General features: G+C 66.7%; 15 protein-coding genes and 1 tRNA gene. 4 read left to right on the forward strand and 12 right to left on the reverse strand.

Annotated features, from left to right (window positions below; all coding sequences use genetic code 11):
- Positions 1–11 precede the first annotated feature (11 nt).
- The gene (gene rpmH / locus EYR15_RS07790; protein ID WP_131002755.1) at positions 12–146 is read right to left on the reverse strand and encodes a 50S ribosomal protein L34; all 135 of its coding nucleotides are present in this window, start codon (positions 144–146) and stop codon (positions 12–14) included.
- Positions 147–396: 250 nt separating this feature from the next.
- On the opposite strand from rpmH, the gene EYR15_RS07795 reads away from it, so the two are divergent.
- Together EYR15_RS07795 and EYR15_RS07800 are read left to right on the forward strand one after the other, a co-directional pair.
- Entirely contained in the window at positions 397–1,869 is a 1,473-nt protein-coding gene (locus tag EYR15_RS07795) for a sensor histidine kinase (protein ID WP_131002756.1), read from the forward strand.
- Positions 1,870–1,957: 88 nt separating this feature from the next.
- A tRNA-Arg gene (locus tag EYR15_RS07800) sits at positions 1,958–2,034 on the forward strand.
- 263 nt (positions 2,035–2,297) lie between these two features.
- Here EYR15_RS07800 and EYR15_RS07805 read toward each other — a convergent pair.
- The 4 genes from EYR15_RS07805 to EYR15_RS07820 form a co-directional block, all read right to left on the reverse strand.
- Positions 2,298–2,543, reverse strand: coding sequence for a hypothetical protein (locus EYR15_RS07805; RefSeq protein ID WP_131002758.1), 246 nt, complete (start codon positions 2,541–2,543; stop codon positions 2,298–2,300).
- Between the two features lie 114 nt (positions 2,544–2,657).
- On the reverse strand, positions 2,658–3,866 hold the full coding sequence (locus tag EYR15_RS07810; protein ID WP_382238690.1) for an acyl-CoA dehydrogenase family protein: 1,209 nt from the start codon (positions 3,864–3,866) through the stop codon (positions 2,658–2,660).
- Between the two features lie 274 nt (positions 3,867–4,140).
- Positions 4,141–5,895 (reverse strand): putative bifunctional diguanylate cyclase/phosphodiesterase, encoded by a 1,755-nt coding sequence (locus EYR15_RS07815; RefSeq protein WP_165455458.1) that lies wholly within the window; start codon positions 5,893–5,895, stop codon positions 4,141–4,143.
- Between the two features lie 276 nt (positions 5,896–6,171).
- Positions 6,172–6,465: a hypothetical protein gene (locus EYR15_RS07820; protein WP_245498207.1), complete on the reverse strand. Its 294-nt coding sequence runs from the start codon at positions 6,463–6,465 to the stop codon at positions 6,172–6,174.
- A gap of 443 nt (positions 6,466–6,908) precedes the next feature.
- Here EYR15_RS07820 and EYR15_RS07825 point away from each other — a divergent pair, with 443 nt between their 5' ends.
- Positions 6,909–8,195, forward strand: coding sequence for an outer membrane beta-barrel protein (locus EYR15_RS07825; RefSeq protein WP_131002764.1), 1,287 nt, complete (start codon positions 6,909–6,911; stop codon positions 8,193–8,195).
- A 63-nt stretch (positions 8,196–8,258) separates the two neighbouring features.
- Here the strand turns inward: EYR15_RS07825 and EYR15_RS17290 are convergent, their stop codons facing one another.
- Positions 8,259–10,544, reverse strand: a complete 2,286-nt coding sequence (locus tag EYR15_RS17290) for a hypothetical protein (protein ID WP_131002766.1) — start codon at positions 10,542–10,544, stop codon at positions 8,259–8,261.
- A gap of 838 nt (positions 10,545–11,382) precedes the next feature.
- Positions 11,383–11,826 (reverse strand): hypothetical protein, encoded by a 444-nt coding sequence (locus tag EYR15_RS07835; protein WP_131002768.1) that lies wholly within the window; start codon positions 11,824–11,826, stop codon positions 11,383–11,385.
- On the opposite strand from EYR15_RS07835, the gene EYR15_RS07840 reads away from it, so the two are divergent.
- Positions 11,825–12,178 (forward strand): hypothetical protein, encoded by a 354-nt coding sequence (locus EYR15_RS07840; RefSeq protein ID WP_131002770.1) that lies wholly within the window; start codon positions 11,825–11,827, stop codon positions 12,176–12,178. The two genes, EYR15_RS07835 and EYR15_RS07840, sit on opposite strands and share 2 nt — an antisense overlap.
- A gap of 49 nt (positions 12,179–12,227) precedes the next feature.
- On the opposite strand, the gene EYR15_RS07845 is transcribed toward EYR15_RS07840, so the two are convergent.
- From EYR15_RS07845 to mltA, 5 genes are all read right to left on the reverse strand, one after another.
- On the reverse strand, positions 12,228–12,512 hold the full coding sequence (locus EYR15_RS07845; protein ID WP_131002772.1) for a hypothetical protein: 285 nt from the start codon (positions 12,510–12,512) through the stop codon (positions 12,228–12,230).
- A 164-nt stretch (positions 12,513–12,676) separates the two neighbouring features.
- The gene (locus EYR15_RS07850; RefSeq protein ID WP_131002774.1) at positions 12,677–13,558 is read right to left on the reverse strand and encodes an aldose 1-epimerase family protein; all 882 of its coding nucleotides are present in this window, start codon (positions 13,556–13,558) and stop codon (positions 12,677–12,679) included.
- Positions 13,559–13,709: 151 nt separating this feature from the next.
- Positions 13,710–15,182 carry a methyl-accepting chemotaxis protein gene (locus EYR15_RS07855; RefSeq protein WP_131002776.1) on the reverse strand — a complete coding sequence of 491 codons (1,473 nt, stop codon included), beginning with the start codon at positions 15,180–15,182 and terminating at the stop codon, positions 13,710–13,712.
- A 117-nt stretch (positions 15,183–15,299) separates the two neighbouring features.
- Entirely contained in the window at positions 15,300–15,884 is a 585-nt protein-coding gene (locus tag EYR15_RS07860) for a Smr/MutS family protein (RefSeq protein WP_131002778.1), read from the reverse strand.
- Complete coding sequence (mltA, locus tag EYR15_RS07865) at positions 15,881–16,993, reverse strand: murein transglycosylase A (protein WP_131002780.1); 1,113 nt, start codon at positions 16,991–16,993, stop codon at positions 15,881–15,883. The genes EYR15_RS07860 and mltA overlap by 4 nt, the downstream gene beginning before the upstream one ends.
- Positions 16,994–17,000: the final 7 nt, after the last annotated feature.

Genomic DNA, 17,000 nt, shown 5'->3' on the forward strand with positions numbered 1-17,000 from the left:
TGGCCGACCGATCAGGCGCTGAGCTTCTTCCGGCCCTTGGCGCGGCGAGCGGCGATGATCTTGCGGCCGCCAACGGTCGCCATGCGGGCGCGGAAGCCGTGGCGGCGCTTGCGGACGAGCTTGGAGGGCTGATAGGTCCGTTTCACGGCAGTAAGTCTCCGGTCGAAACCGCGAAGGCTCGCCCTCTCAGGCGTGCGGCCTCTCGGGCGGCGATAACAAAAAAGCCCGCGACGAATGCGGGCGCGCTTCACGGGGCGGCTTATAAGGTCGCGCGGCCTCAAAAGTCAACGCGCGAGAGCAGCGGAGGTCGACCGGGCGGTTTGACGAAGCCCTTCTCCCGCCGCATCATCGGCGCGCTTCGAGTGGCGCGCTTCGCCCTGCCTCCGACCCGACGAGATGACGAACACCGCGCCCTCAGCAGCAGCAACGACCGGACGGCTTGGCCTTTCCGGCAAGCTGCTCGCGCTCACTGCGCTGTTCGTGATGGTCTCCGAAATTCTCATCTTCGTGCCGTCGGTCGCGAACTTCCGCCTGAACTTCATCGACGACCAGGTGAACCGGGCCCGCACCGCGGCGCTGGCGCTCGACGCAGCCCCAGATGGCATGGTGGCCGAGCCGCTCGCGCGAAAGCTTCTGCGCAGCGTCGGGGCCAAGGCGCTCGCGATCAAGTCCGGCGACGCGCGCCGGCTGCTCGCGGTGGACGACATGCCGCACGAGGTCGCTGTGACGGTCGACCGGCGCCCTGCGGCAGGCGCCATGGCGATCCTCGACGCCTTCGACACGCTGATGAACGGCGACAAGCGCATCGCGCGTCTGGTCGCGCCAGCCGAGGATGCGGGCGAGCCCGGCGACACGCTCGACGTCGTGGTCGACGAGACCGAGCTGCGCCGCGCGATGGTGGCGTTCTCGGCCAACGTCCTTCTGGTTGCGCTGGCGATCTCGCTGATCGCCGGCGGCCTGGTCTATCTCGCGCTCGACCTCATCATCGTGCGACCGGTCCGCCGGCTCACCGCCACGATGGTCGCCTTCGCCGAGGCGCCGGACGATGCGAGCCGGATCGTGGTGGCCTCCGGCCGGGCCGACGAGATTGGCGTCGCGGAAGCCGAGCTCGAGCGCATGCAGAGCGAGCTTCACGCGCAGCTCCAGCAGAAGTCCCGGCTGGCGGCGCTCGGCCTCGCGGTCAGCAAGATCAATCACGATCTGAGGAACCTGCTGGCCTCGGCGCAGCTCATGTCCGACAGACTGGGAACGGTCGCAGACCCGACGGTGCAGAAGCTCGCGCCCAAGCTGGTCGCGACGCTCGACCGGGCGATCAGCTTCTGCCAGTCGACGCTGTCCTATGGCGCCGCGCAGGAAACGCCGCCGCAGCGGCGGATGACCGGTTTCGACGAGATCGTGGAGGAGGTGCGCACCGCGCTCGGCTTGGCCGCCGGCGGCGGCCGGATCGGCTTCACCACCGCGATCGAGCGCGGCCTCGCCGTCGACGCGGACCCCGATCAGCTGTTCCGGGTCCTGCTCAACCTCGGCCGCAACGCCGCTCAGGCCTTCGAGAACCGCGGCGACCCCGACCCGGCGCGCGACCAGATCCGGATCTCCGGCCGTCGCGAGGGCGGCGTCGCGGTGATCGAGGTCTCCGACACCGGGCCCGGCGTTTCACCGAAGGCGCGCGAAAGGATGTTCCAGCCGTTCCACGCCTCGACCAAGGCCGGCGGCTCGGGCCTCGGCCTCGCCATCGCCGACGAGCTCGTACGCGCCCACGGCGGCTCGATCGCGCTGGTCGACGGAACGATCGGCGCGACCTTCCGCATCACCATTCCCGACCGCCCGATCGACCTTCAGGCCCGCGTCCGCGAGCGCGCCCGCGCCTGATGTCAGGACATCACTCGCAGGCTTGCCAAGCAGATCGTCAGCGGCTAACACGTCGCCTCCGCCGGGGCTAAAGTCCCGAGCCGGCCGCGCGCCCGTAGCTCAGCTGGATAGAGCACCAGACTACGAATCTGGGGGTCAGAGGTTCGAATCCTTTCGGGCGCGCCATTATCTCATTGATTTAGAATATATTTTCTCGACTCCTGACCGACGCTCCGCGTCCTCGCTGCTGTTCGGCGGCGATTGCGGTCTGTTCGAGGATGAGGACATGGCCGCTTTGCTCCACGAGCGGGGACGGTGCGACCGCAGCTCGACGGTTGGCGCCTGACCGTCCAGGGCCGCCGTACATTCCTGTTGGACTTCTATCGGCCGTTCCAGCTCTCGACGTTTCGTCTTGGATGGGGCGCAGAACGACCGCCGGCACTTGAGCTTCAGTCAGGCAGGTCGCCTGGCTTGATCAGGATCAAGCCGTCCTCCTCGAGTTCTCCGCGGCCGAATTTGGCGTTCGCGGCCTCGATCAAAACCAGATCGAAGGAGCGCTCCGTGTCGCCGATGGCGACAGCTTTTTGGAGAGCGTCTCGCGTGGCGAACACCTTCACGATCTCCTTCGTCTCCGCGTCGAAGAGGTCGAACTTGTAGCCAGCGGCGCTGGTTGCATCGTCGATAACCTCGCTCAATCGCATAAGCTGATCCTCTGGTGATGGCCGGCTGGCGGCGCTCTTCCGCCGAGGCCAACGCTGTACGTCGTTATGAAGATCCGACGCTACCTCAGAAGGCGCGCCACACGCGCGTCATGGCCTCGGCAGCATGCGGTCGCTGATGATCCGGCGCTGGATCTCGCTCGTGCCTTCGAAAATTGTCGTCAGGCGCGCGTCGCGCCAATAGCGCTCTACTCTGCGCTCCGTGGTGTAGCCGTTCCCGCCATGCAGTTGCATGGCTTGGTTCGTGACCTTTACCGCCATCTCGGTCGCGAGCAGCTTCACCATTGCGGTCTCGCTCTCCGCAGGCTCCCCTTGATCCAGCAGGTGCGCCGCTTGTCGCCAGAAGGCGCGGGCTTGAGCGACCTCGGCTGCCATGTCGGCCAGCGCGAACCGGAGCGCCTGGAAGTCGCCGATCGCGCGCCCGAACTGCTCGCGCTCCTGAAGATAGGCCTGGGCGTCCTCCACCGCTGCGCGCGCCACGCCAACGGCCCGGGCCGCGGTGTGGACGCGCGCGATGTTCAGGCCGCGCTGAACCGAGGCGAACCCGCCGGAATCGGCGTCCGATCCACCGTCGCCATAGAGACCGGTGAGCCGGTCGTTTTCGGGGACCCGAACCGCGTCGAGCGCGAGTTCGAAGGTGAGGAAGCCGTGATAGCCGATCTTGTCGATGACCTTGGCCGTGATGCCTTCCGGAAAGGAACCCCTCTCCTTGACGACGAGAAAGGGCTCGAGGCCTGCGGAGCGCGGCTCGCCATCGTTCGGATCCCTTACCCGCGCGAGCACCTCGATGAAGTCGGCTCCTTGGGCGAATCCAGCCCAGCGTTTTGTGCCGGTGAGGACCCAATGATCGCCATCGCGCACGGCGCGGGTCTGAACGCCTGCGAGATCGGAACCCGCTGTAGGTTCAGAGAGCGAAATCGATCCGATCCATTCGCCTCGGGCCGACCTTGCGAGCAGCGCCCTGCGGCGCTCGTCGTCGATGGTCTGGGTTCCGAGACCCTGGCCGCGCGCCAGGATCGAACCGACGGAGAGCCAAGCGCGTGAAAGCTCCTCGGAAACGAGGCAGTATTCAAAGACGCCGAGCCCCATCCCCCCATGCTCGGCCGGGATCGTCAGTCCGAACCAACCCTTGGAGGCCATCTGGTCGATCAGTTCGCGCGGCATCTCGCCCTTTTGGGGGTCGAGCCGATCGGCGATCGGCAGCACCACGTCGCGGGCGAAGGTTCGGGCGTCCTCCATCAGCGCGACACGCGCCTCGGTCGCCCACGGTGACGGTAGGACAGGCGGCTCCGGCGCCATGAATCCAGACTTCGACAAGGCGTGCTCCCGGGGCCAATTCATCTCGTGAGGGTTTGGGGCTCCACGATCGACCGGCCATGAGACGCTCGTAGGCCCAGCTGGAGGCATCAGCGGCTGGCCTCACGCTGTTTAGCCGAACTGCCCGCACGGCTTAGACCGCCGTATGTCGATGCAATGTGGGAGAAGCGGCTCGTCAGCCGTTTCCGCGCACCCGGTCGAATGAACCGGCGTTCGAGGGCTGCGGCATTTGAACTTGAACCGGCCTGGACGCTGCTCAGGCCACGGAAGCCGCTTGCGGCGGCAAGCCCGTCTTTTCAGCAGCGAACGCGAGGATCTCGTCGACCGCAAGCTCTGCGCCGTCGACGGCTATCCGCCCCGGATTGGAGCATACGTTCACGGTGTAGCCCGCTCCTTGCAAGGCGCTTATGGCGACCGCGAGCGAAGATGGCGGCGAACTGCTGTCGTTCTCCGGTTCGCCGATCTCCCGGTGTCCCGTCGTTTTACGTCCAGCGGCTCGTTCCGAGGCTGACATGCCGAAAGGCGTCACGGACGCGTTGAACAGCGTCTCCGCTTCGCTCACCGGCATCGGCTTGCCGAAGTGATATCCCTGCCCGTAGGTGCATCCCTTCCTCGCCAGAAGGCGCGCCATTTCAGGCGACTCGACCCCCTCGGCGGTCGTCGCCACGTTCAGGGTCTTACCCAGAGCGACGATCATGCGAATGAGCTTGCGGCTTTCGGAGCTATGTTCTGCTCGCCGAATGAAGGAGCGATCGATCTTGATCTTGTCGAACCGCAACTCTTGCAGCTTGGACAGACTGGAATAGCCGGTTCCGAAATCGTCGAGCGCGACGCTGATGCCGACGCTCCTCAGCTGATCCACGAAATCACGGGCCAGATTATCGATGATGACGGCGCCTTCAGTGATCTCGACCTCGAGGCGATTGGGCGGGAAGCCTGTCTGGGAGAGAACCGCCATAAGCTTCAGCGCCAGCGTTCGATCATGGAGCTCGCCGGGTGAGATGTTGACGGCGAGGCGCGGCTTTGCCGTCCAGCTCTTCACCTGCTCGCACGCCTGTCGCAGCACCCCCAACGTGAGGTTGGTGACGCATCCCAAACGCTCGGCCGCAGGAATGAACTCGACGGGCAGAAGGAGCCCCCGCCGGGGGTGACGCCATCTCGCCAGGATCTCGAAACCGACGATGCGTCCGCCATTTAACTCAACGAGAGGCTGAAAGTACGGCACGAATGATCCGGCCGCGATCGATGTGCGGATCTCCAGATCCAGTGCGCGCTGCTCCTCGATCTCGTCTTCCATGCGCTGTTCAAAAAGGCGGAAACCGCCGCGTTCCTCATTCTTGGCGCGGTACAAGGCGATGTCTGCGAAGCGCAGGATGGCCTCGGCCTGCTGCGACGCGCTTGTCCGCATGGCGACGCCAAGGCTCGCCGATGTCGCGATGCAAATGTCATGAAGACTCGCGGGCGCAGCGAGACTCCGCGCCATCTTCTCCGCAAGCTGCGACGCCGCGCGCGCATCCTCGCAGTCCGGAACCAAAACGGCGAACTCGTCGCCTCCAAGGCGAGCCGCCAAGCCCTTCGCCGGCGTTAATGCGGACAGCCTCTCCGCCACGGTGCACAGGAGAACGTCGCCGGCTCCATGACCGTGCTGGTCGTTGACCGGCTTGAAGTTATCGACGTCCACAAGAACAAGAGCGAAATGTGCTCCGGGGTCGCCGCAAAGGCACTGCAGGGCCTCACTGAACCCACGACGGTTGGCCAAGCCTGTAAGAGAATCCCGGCGTGAAAGCGTCGAAGTCTCGGCTTCCGCCGCGCTCAGCCGCCGGAACATGGTCAGCAGCACGACAGTCGGAATGAAGAGCGACGCTCCGGCAAACGCAGTCGACGTCAGCGCGAGCTGGAGACGATCCGAAAGATTTTCATAGACCCAGCCGAGAGCGGCGGAAAGTTGTCGATCGACGAATTCCTGCCACGTGTAGCAGAGCATGAACGTCGACAGAAGAATTATCGCCATCAATCCAAGGATCGTGGCCGTAGGCGGAAGGATCGGGCGCGCGCGAACGGGTCTCATTACGCGAGCCTGGAGGTAATTTGCTACTTTTCCGTTAGACGATTGGAGAAATTCCCGTCCTTGCTCCCCAACCAAGGATTACCGTCGCGCGTAGCCGCAGCCAGTCGAGGTCGAACGCCAGAATGCTACAAAAACCGAAGAGGCTTCGCAGGGTAGCAAGCGGGTCGGGAGACAGGAAACGGCGGAGGCCAGTTGGTCGTCTCCGCCGTTTCAATCAGCTTACTTGCCGGTCGTAGGCGTTTCGCTGTGGCCGCGAAGGTTCTTAGCCTGCTCGTCAGCGGTTCCCGCCGAGGTCGGCGTGTTGTCTTTCATCATGCCGGACGAACCGGAGCTCTTCATATCGCCCTGCATGCCAGGCGAGCCCTTCTTGTCCATGCCCGACGCGGGGCCTGAGCCAGCCTCAGATCCGGTCGTCGCGTTGTTCTCCTTGCCCGTCGCCTGAGCCATGGCGAAGCTGGTCGAAGCCGTGAGAATGGCGGCGGCGACACCGGCGACGATTTTCTTGTGGGTCATAACCTCTCCTGACGATCTTGGTTGAGGCGCGCTCGGATGGCGCACTGGCTCGTATTCGTGTTCCGCGCGGCTTTAGATCAGCCCCTTCCCAGCGGCTCGGGCGGAAAGAGATGCGCGCCGAGCCGCGGCGATCAAGGATGAGAGGCGCGCCGTCCATTCCGACGCTACCCAAGGCATCGGCAGCGACGGCCACCGCAACGGCTCATTGAGGCGACGGGCTCGGATCGGTGATCCTCATGGATGCGCAACTTATGCGGGTCGATGAGAGATTAACCCTTCATTAACCATGATTAGCTCAGCCTCGTTTAACGAGCGAGGTACTTCGATGCCGTCAAAACCGATGGTTGAGAAGGGCGACGGAGCGATCGTTATGACAGCGCGCCCAACGCTTTGCTCGAAAGGACTTTCAGAGAAAACTTCGCGCAAGAACAAGGGAATATTCCGTGCGCATCATTGCACTTAGTGCGGCGATTCCCCTCGCTCTCGTTCTGGGCGCCACCGCCAAAGCCGATCAATCCGGGCGCGACACTGGTTCGCTGCCCGCGACGACGCGTTCGATCATCGACTCGCGACCGTCCCAGCCCGTGGCTCCGACAGGGCCGGGGTCCGCCAGTCCGGAAGCGCCTTCGGCGAGCTCTCACGTCCTCGTTCCGAGCATCGTCCAGTCAATCCTCTTCGACGACAATATCTACGCCACCCGACGCAATAAGACGTCGGACTTCGCTTATGTCGTCCGGCCCGACCTCTCCTTCGCGGCGAGCGGCGCAAACTATGGATTCCAGGCGAACGCCTTCGCAGAGCGCCGCCAATATTTCGAGCAGACCCGGGAGAGCCAGACGAACGCCGGCGCCTCGCTCGGCGGCACGTATCAGTTCACTCCGGATTCGCAGCTACAGGCGCGCGCATCCTATCTCCGGGGTCATGAGGAACGCGGCTCGGGCGAAGAAGCCTTCTTCCGGACCGATCGACCCACCGCCTTCAATCAGTTCGACGGGGCCGTCGCGCTCAACAACCGCTACGGGCCGCTGTGGACGTCGCTTGGCCTGGCGGGCCTCTACGTCAATTACGAAAACCCGAAGATTGGCGGCGTCACGATCGACCAAAGCTATCGAGACGGCGGGATCAGCGTCGCGAACGGGCGCGTCGGCTATGTGGTCGCTCCGCTCACCAGCGTGTTCGTCGAAGTCGCCGGGAACCGCCGCGACTTCAAGGAGGATTACTTCTCCTCGGACGGCTACCGGGTGGTGGGCGGCGTGCTGCTCGAACCTGGCCCCGGCGCGCGCGTGAAGGGCGAGGCGTGGGGCGGCTTCATGCGCCAGACCTATAAGGGCGCGACGCTGTCGAACATCTCGTCTTTCACCTATGGCGGCTCGCTGTCCTTCCTCGTCACGAACGATCTGACCTTTACGGTCGAAGGTCGACGCGAGGCCAAGGAATCGGGCCTCAATGGCGGCGTGAGCCTGATCGAATCATATGGCGGAGGCCGGCTCGACTATCAGCTGATGCCGAACCTCTTCGTGGGCGGCGGTGTGACCTACCTCGTGGACTCGTTCAAGAACGCAGACCGCCGCGACCATTACTGGAGCCCGCTTGCGTCGCTTAAATACGTCGCCAGCAAGAACATCACGCTGGGACTGGAGTATCGGCGGCTCGCGTTCCACACCGATGATCCGCTGTCGTCGCAGTTCCAGCGCAACGTCGCTCTGGCGTCGGTGACGGCCCGCTTCTGATCATGACGCGCGAAAGGCGGGCGGCTTTCGCCGCCCGCCTTTTAGTCTGGCGCCCGTCTGGGATCAGTTCGTCGCTTCCTTCCGGCGATCTTGCTTTGCGACGTAGCGCCGGCAGGTGTCGACGATCCTTTGCTTGAACCGGCGGGGCTGCTTGAGGATTTCGAAGCAGCGGTCGCGTTGGTCCAGACGACCGTCCCGTTCGACATAGACCGTGCTCGGTCCGCCGATCGAGATGCCGCCGCCGCCACCGCCGCCGCCGCCGCCGCCGGACTCACCGCCGCTGGCCTGGACGCCGCTACCGGTTCCGTCGACGCCTGATCCAATACCGCCGCCCGTTCCGCCGCCGCCCGTTCCGCCGGGTCCGGTGCCGCCGCCGGTTCCGCCCGCCGGGCCGTCAGAGCCGCGACCGTCGAGCACGCCGACATTGACCGCGACAAGGGAGTCGGTGGGCGGCGACCCGCCGCCCGTTCCACCGGTACCGCTGTTTCCGGCCCCGGAACCGTCTCCGCCGCCGCTGTTGAGTACGCCGACATTGGCGCCGACCACTGGGCCTGCGGAGGGCGAGCCGCCGTTCGAACCCGCGGGGTTGGCGTTGGACGTCCCGCCATTGTTCAGCGCGCCGACGTTAACGGACGCCACGCGCGCCGGCGGGGTCTGTCCGCCCGTAGCCGAACCGCCGCCATGATTCAGCAGACCGACATCAGCGGCGACCGCCGGCGCGGACGAAGAGCCGTTACCCGATCCGGACGAGCCAGACCCGGCGCTCGATCCTCCGGTTCCCCCGGAGCCGCCGCCGTTCAGAACGCCGACATTAGCAGCCGCGAGACCGCCGGAAGGCGCCTGTCCGGTCCCGCCGGAGCCGCGGTTGAGCACGCCCACTTTGACGCCTGCAAGACGCCCTGACGGAGAGGCCGAGGAGCCGCCGGCGCCCTCTCCGCTGTTAAGCACGCCGATATCGGCGCCGACAGCCGGACTCGCTGCGGGAGATCCGCCGCTCGCGCCCGAGGGGGTCGACCCGGCGCCGCTTCCGCTGTTCAGCACGCCAGCATTCACCGCGGCGAGGCGGGCTGCGGGCGTCCGGCTGCCTGTGGAAGGACCTGTGGAACGATTGAGCACTCCGATGTCGGCCGCGACTGCAGGCGTCGCGCCCGACGAAGAGCCGTTTGCCGGCGCCGGTGCGCCCGAGTTCATTCCGCCGCCCGCCGCTCCCGTACCTCTGGATCCGTCGGTGTTCAGGACGCCGATATTGGCCGCCGCGAGACCGGCCGCGGGCGCTTGGGCGGCGCCGGAGCCATCACCCCGATTGAGCACGCCGATATTGGCGGCCACCGCAGGTGTCGAGGAGCCGCTAGCAGAGCCCGCGTTCGATCCGGAGCTCGGGGCCGCGGTGCGATTCAGGACCCGGAGACCGACGGCGGCCGCCGGAGCCGGCGAAGACCCGCCCGACGCGGAGGAGCCCGGAGCCGAAGAAAGTCCGCTCCGATTGAGCGCGCCGACATCAACGGCTGCGATGGCTGGCGTCGAGCCGGGTGACGAACCGCCATCGTCTCCAGACGAAGCGGAGCCGGCCCGGCCGCCGGAGTTCCGGTTCAATATGCCGACATCGGCCGTCGCGAGCTGGCCTGACGGACGCGGCTGAGCCGCGCCTCTGTTGAGCGCTTCGACCCCGATCGCGGCGGCAGGGTCCGCGCCCGGCGTTGCGCCGGCGTCTGACGCGTTGGCGCCGCCCGACGATCCCGCGCCGGAGCCCGCAGATCCGCCACGGCGATTGAGGACGCCGACGTCGACCGCTGCAAGGCCGGCCGACGAACGCTGCGTTGAGCCGCGCGCGTCGCCGCGGTTGAGGACGCCGACATCGGCTGCGACGGCAGGCGTGGCGCCGGATGACGAGCCGGTCCCCGTTTCAGGAGAGGCGGATCGGCGCGCACCGTCTCTGTTCAGCACGCCGACGTCGACCGCAGCGGCCCGGCCTTCCGGAGCCGCGTTGCCCGAGCCGTCACCTCTGTTGAGAACCCTCAGCTTTGCGGCGACCGCAGGCGCGGCGCCAGCCGATGAGCCGTCGTTGGAGGCCGGGGAACGGCTGGCGCCGCTGTTGAGCACGCCGACATCCACAGCCGCTGCGCGAGCTGCCGGCGTTGCGCCGCCATTTGCGCCGTCGCCGCGGTTCAGCGCCCGGATCTGAGCAGCGGCCGCCGGCGTCGCGCCGGACGGCGAGCTGCTGTTCGAGCTGGACGCGCCTCCCTGACGCGTGTTGAGCGCGCCTACGTCGACGGTTGCGACCCGGCCGGACGCTCCGCCATCACGCGTGGCGGTCCGGTTGCGGTTCAGCGCGTCGGCCTTGATCGCCACAGCCGATCGGGCGTTGGACGGCGATTCGGACGTTCCGCCTCTCTGACGGTTCAAGACGCCGACCTTTGCGCTGACGAGCGGCCTGGAGCGCTCTGCTGCGGTCGCCGATCTCGTTGAGCGACCGGTCGTAGCGGCGGCGCGTCTTGCGAGGGCGCCCTGCGACGAGCCGTTCGAGGCCGACGACGCGGCGTTCCCCGCTGAACCATTCGGCGAAGCGCCGCCGGAGAAGAAATTGGAGCCGCTGTTGAAGCTCGAGGCGAAGCCGGAGCCGCCGCCGTGTGAACCGCTTAGGCCGGTTAGGCCGGTTCCCGACCCGAGACTGCCCGCGCCGCCGCCTCCGCCGACAGTCGCGCCGACATTGCCCACGCCTCCTACGGTTGCTGAGACGCCTCCGCCGCCTCCGCCGACGGTCGCGCCGACATTGCCCACGCCGCCTGCGGTTGCCGAGACGCCTCCGCCCCCGACGCCCACGGATGCTCCGCCAACGCTGGCGGACACGCCATTACCCCCGCCCACCGAGATCCCCCCTAATCCGCCCACGTGGACGGAAGCCCCGGAGGCGGACGGCATGAGAGCGGGACTTAACAGAAGAAGCGTACTTAGAGAGGCAGAGCCCAGGAATTGTATCGAGCGCATTGCAGTCTCCCTTCTATGAGACTGCTGAACCCTCCGCGGGATGTTTTCGTTTTATGCAACTTAATCGTGTGGTAATCGGATGTTATAGATCTCCCGCGGCAGATTAGAAAAAATTTCATAAAACTTTATAGTAATTCGCCTTGCTCCGCTTGGACGCGCCATTCATCTCACGCATTAGCAAGCTTGCTAAGCGTCGCGCGGCTCAGCGGTTGGTGGACCGGCCCGACCGGAACGCCGCCTCAAAAGCGCCTTGAGCCGTCGTCGCCGAGCAGACAATTGCCGCTGAAGCACGATTGAGATCGCCGGACCTGCAGGAGCCGCGGGCCGGGATGGCGTTCGGCTCGGCGCCGGGCGCGCCGATATTCACGAAGCCCACGGGCCATGTGGTCTCGTCGCCCTGCGCGTGCTCGTCCGCCACGCGGCCGCTGAAGCCGATCATCGTCTGTCCCGAAGTGAAGATCAGGAAGAGGGCGCCGTCCGGGAGCGTCATCCTCGTGAGCTTGCCCCCGCAGGAGCCCACCGCGTCCTCACCGGCGAGGACGAGCTTCGTGCATGAGCCGCGCACCGACGTCGCGCCCTGAGCGTCCTGAGCCGATGCGGGCGCGGCGAGGCAGAGAAGGGCCGCCACGGCTGCGAGCAATCTCATGAGGTCCACCTCATTCAAGGTCCGCGATTCGATGGCGCGGTATACCTCTCCTGCCCACGCGAGCCTATCGGACGGTGGATCGCTTCGGTTCCGCGCCCATATGCAGGCGATGGGAACGAACACGGACGATGGTTTCATCATCGAGAGCCGCTCGAAAAGCGGCGACGCCGACGCCTCGCAAGGCGCGCGAACGCTCAGACTCATCGCCTTGGCGCTCGATGAGGCGGAGGCTCTCCAGATTGCCGAACGCGACCTGCCCGGCTGGGAGCATGCGATCGTGGAAAGCGGCCGAGACGTTCGAGCCCAGGCGGCGCGCTTGGGCGTGGAGCCTGGCACCAGTCAGCGGATCTAGCCGAGCGTTCCTGTCGCTCGTGCGGCGCTGATGCGCATCTAACGTCCGATCAGATAAGCGCCGCCAAGGCGAATAGCGGGATCAGGATGAACGGCGCGAAGACGATCAGATTCCATGTGAGCTGCCGCCGTCGCTCCGTGCGCTCGTAGTCTGCGAAGGCGTTCATCCATTCCGGACGGGAGAGGCTTGGAGCCGAAGTCGCTGCAACCTGAAGCTCTTTCGCCCGGACGAGCGGCTGCCGCTCGTCTTCGACGCGGGCGACTTCGATCAACTGGTCCGGCGTGATGCTGCCGATGAGGTCGCGGGCGCGGCTCTCGCTGCAGATGATGGTCATGCCGGAGGAGCCGTTCCGCAGGTTAACGGCGTATGCAGGACTCCCCACGTGCTGGCCTCGACTACAATCTTGCCGAGTAGACATGGCACAGCCGATCGTCGGGCGCAGAACATCCTGAATTTACTGTTAACGACTGCAGCGCCTTGCCATTTCGGCTCGCACCGTCAGACCTCCACCCGCCACTCGAATGTCGCGGTTGCGCCCGGCTTGAGGCGGGACACGCCCGGCTTGTCGATGAATGCGCCATCCCAGCCTTGCGGGCTCGCCATGCCGCGCCATGGCTCGATGCAGAGGAAGGGCGCGCCGGAGGGCGGCGACCAGACGCCGAGATCGTCGTAGCCGCGCCATGAGATCGTCAGCGCTCTTGCGATTCCGCCCTCGGGCGCAACGGCGACATAGCGGACGGAGCGGCTCGACAGTGAGGGCATCACCACCGCGTCGTTCGCGAACAGCTCGGGCATGAGCGTCATGGTCCGCCCGCCGAACGGCAGCGGTTGTTCCGGTCCGAGCAGGCCGCCGATGACCGAGCGCGACGGGCCCGTCTCCTGGGCTGCGAATTCGAGGACATGCGCCTCCTTGGGAACTCCCTCCACGAGGGGCCAGCGGAAGCCCGGATGCGCGCCGATCGAGAACGGCAGCACGGCGTCCGCCGAAGGGTTCGTCACCCGAGCCGTGGCGGCGAACGAAGCGCCCTCGACGCGGTAGTCGAGCTCGAGGCGGAATGCGAAAGGGTACTTGTCGCGCGTCGTCTTGTCGTCGGAGAACGCGAGCCGCGCCCGGTCCGAAGATCGTTCGAGCCATTCGAACTGCGCGTCCCGGGCAAAACCGTGCTGGGTCAGCCGGTAGGCCTCACCGCCGCTTCGCAGCGTATCGCCGGCAAGCCGCCCGACGATCGGAAACAGCACGGGCGCGTGGCGCGGCCACTCAGGGCCCGCCTGCCAGAGCAGCTCCGTCCCCGCGGCGTCCTTGAGGCTGACGGGCTCAGCGCCCTTCGCTGCGATCACGACCGAGACGGCTGACGATGCGATCCGATGGGTTTCCGGCAATGACGGCTCCTCCGGCCAGGACGGCCGCCCGCAGCTTCGACTGTGGGACGTCACGCACGCAAGCGCCGCTAACGCAGGGGTCCCGTTATGGAAACGGCAAAGCCCTGGTGGGCTCCGCCGTTCTCATTGGCGCAGGGCGCGGAGGAAGGCGTCAGGCTGCTTCAGCCGCTGCCGCGCGGACGTTTCGTGCGGCTTCGTCGACGTCGCTGGTCGATCGGGAGATCAGGCCCATGCTTTGCGCCACCTGCGCCACGCCTTCCGAGGCCGTATGCATCGTGGCGGACATGTCGCGCGTCACGGCGGTCTGCTCCTCCACTGACGCCGCGATGCTCGCCGAGACTTGGTTGAGCGTGCGGATCGTACTCCGGATGACGTCAATCGCCGTGACGGCGCCGGCTGTGGCGGCCTGCGTGGCGCTGATCTGCTTGCGGATCTGCTCAGTGGCCTTGGCGGTCTGCTCGGCCAGCGTCTTCACCTCATGGGCGACGACGGCGAAGCCTTTTCCCGACTCCCCCGCCCGCGCCGCTTCGATGGTGGCGTTGAGCGCAAGCAGATTGGTCTGGCCGGCGATGCCGTGGATCAAGGTGACGACGTCATCGATCGCCCGCGCCTGCTCGCTCAGGCCGGTGACGATGTCGCTGGTGCGCTGGGCCTCATCGACCGCCTGCGTGCAGATGGCCGAGGCCTGATGGACCTGCTGGCTGATCTCTGACACGGCGGCGGACATCTCCTCCGCGCCTGCGGCGACGGCCTGGATGTCGGTCGACACCTGGGTCACGGCGTTTGCGACGTCGGCCGTTTGCACGTTCACGCCGGCGATCGAGTCGCCGATTGTGTTGAGGCCGCTGGTGATCACCGCTTGCATCGCCTCGCGCCGGCGCCGGGCGGTCACCTGGGGCGTGATGTCGGTCGCAAACTTCACGATCTCGAAGACGCCGCCAGCGCCGTCGAAGACGGGATTGTAGGTCGCCTGGATCCAGACCTCGCGGCCGCCTTTGCCGATGCGCAGGAATTCGGCGCTCTGGTACTCGCCCCTGCGAAGCGCCTCCCAGAACGCTTCGTAGGCGCGCCCCTCGCGTTCGTCGGCGCTCACGAACATCGAGTGGTGGCGGTCCTTGATCTCCTCGAGCGTGTAGCCGAGCGCGTTCAGGAAGTTCGCGTTCGCATGGAGGATCCTGCCGTTCGGCTCGAACGAGATCACGGCCTGGGAGCGGTTGAGCGCCTCGCGCTGACCCGCATAGGAAAGCGACAGCAGCTTTCGCGCGGTGATGTCAGACGCGACCTTGATCACCTTGTAAGGAACGCCGCGGCGATCCTTGACCGGGCTGTAGCTACCCTGAATCCAAACCTCACGGCCGCCTTTGCCGATCCGGCGGAACTCACCGCTCTGGAACTCGCCGCGCGCGAGCGCCGCCCAGAAACCTTTATACGCCTCGCCTTTGACGTCGGCGGGATCGACGAACAGCGCGTGCTTGGCGCCTTTCAGTTCTTCCGCGGCGTAGCCGAAGAGCGTCAGGAAGTTGGCGTTCGCGCTGAGGATCGCGCCTTGAAGATCGAATTCGATGATCGCCTGGGAGGCGTGTTGCGCCCGCAGGATCGCGCCTGCATCGTCACGTCCGAACATTCCGCAGCCCTTTTGAGGTTTGTGAAGGTCCGCGCCCCCTGCGGTAAAGACACTGATCGCAAGTTGAGCTTAAGGTTGCATTACGGGTAAGTTGATCGGATGACGATCGGCCGAGAGCTACCGCTTCGAGGCCGCCTTACGGATGCGCACGTAAAGCGCTCCGCCGCCGCCATGAACCGGGTCGGCCTCCTCGTAGCCTATGACGACCTGCCGCGCCGCGGGCGAGCTCAGCCATAGAGGGACCGAGCGACGAAGGACGCCGCGCTCTTCGCCGAAAAGCGTCCCCTCCGCGGAAGGCCGGCCCTTGCCGGTGATCACCAGCACAACGCGCGCGCCTCCCGCTTGCGCGCCGAGAAGGAAAGACGCGAGGCGGCGATGCGCCTCGTCCTGGCGAAGGCCGTGCAGGTCGATGCGGGCGTCAACCGCGACCACGCCGCGTGCGAGCCGCCGGCGCATCCGGGGTTCGAGCGGCGCCAGCGGCGGCGGCTTCGGCGCGACGGGCGTCGCTGCTTTCGGTGGCGGCGATGACCGCTTCGGCGCGGCCTGCGGCTTTTCGGAAGCGGGGACCTCCGGCGGCGCCGCGGCCGGCTGTGGCTCGGCCTTGGCGCGCCGTCGGCCGGGCATCGGCTTTACGCTCTCGACGACCTTGGTCCAGAGCGCCAGCTCGGCCTCCGAGACAACGCGTCGGCGGCGACCCGTCATCGCGCCGTCTCGATCTTCGGAAGCAGAACATAAAAGTCGGCTTCGTCGCGCATCGCTCCGGCGATCGCGCCCGCTTGGTCGCCCGAGCCGACAAACAGGTCGCCGCGGGCGGGGCCGAGGATGGCGGAGCCGGTGTCCTGCGCCACCAGCAGCCGGTGGAGATCGGCGCCGTCCGGCGCGCGACCTGCGACAAAAACCGGAAGGCCATAGGGCCACAGCGTCTGATCGACGGCGAGGCTGCGGCCGGCGGTCAGCGGCGTCTTCTGTGCGCCACGCGGACCGTCCTCGGGCCGGAGCGATCGATCGATGCGGAAGAAGATGTACGATTTGTTCTGCCGCATCAGCTCGCGCCCCTCGGCCTCGTGGTCCGCAAGCCAGGCGCGGATCGACGCCATCGTCGCCGTCTGCGGCGTCATGATCCCGCGCTCGACGAGCAGCCGCCCGATGGCGGTGAAAGGCCATCCGTTCTTGCCGTCATAAGCGATCCTGAGCGCGGTCCCGTCGGCGAGCCGCACGCGGGCCGAGCCCTGCACGTGGGTGAAAAAGGCGTTGATCCGGTCGGCGTAAAGGAGTTCGAGCCTGCGCCCGGCAAGCGCCCCGTCTTCGATCGCCGCCCGTGTCGGAAAGGGCTCGAGCCCAGCTGCGGTGCGCCGCGCGGCGCTGAGACCGGCGGGCAGGCCGGAGGCCACGACGCCGGGGTCGAGCGAGACGAGATCATCTGGCCGCGCCAGCAGCGGCGTGTCGAACCGGCCGTCCGGCTTCAGCGAGCCCTCGATTTCCGGCTCGTAATAGCCCGTCAGCCGCCCGCGGCCGATCAGGACCGGCTGAAAGATGTCCTCGAAGAACGATCGTGCGGCTTCCGGCGGGACGGCGGCTGCGCGCGCGCAGACCTGGGTGAGGGCGGCGCCGTCGGGTACGCCTTCCCGAAGCTTCGGCGCCTGGGGGTCCACTCCGCCGCAGGAGACCTTGAGCGCCGCGAGCGCCGCGGCGTGGTCGTCCGCGGCCCATCCCGGAAGATCGGCGAAGGCTACGGGGCGCGGCTCCTCCGCTCGGGCGACGCCAATCATGAGCGCCGAAGCCAAAAGCGCGGCGGTCGCCAAACCGCGCATCGCCGGT

Source organism: Hansschlegelia quercus, assembly GCF_004310425.1.
Lineage (GTDB): Bacteria > Pseudomonadota > Alphaproteobacteria > Rhizobiales > Methylopilaceae > Methylopila > Methylopila quercus.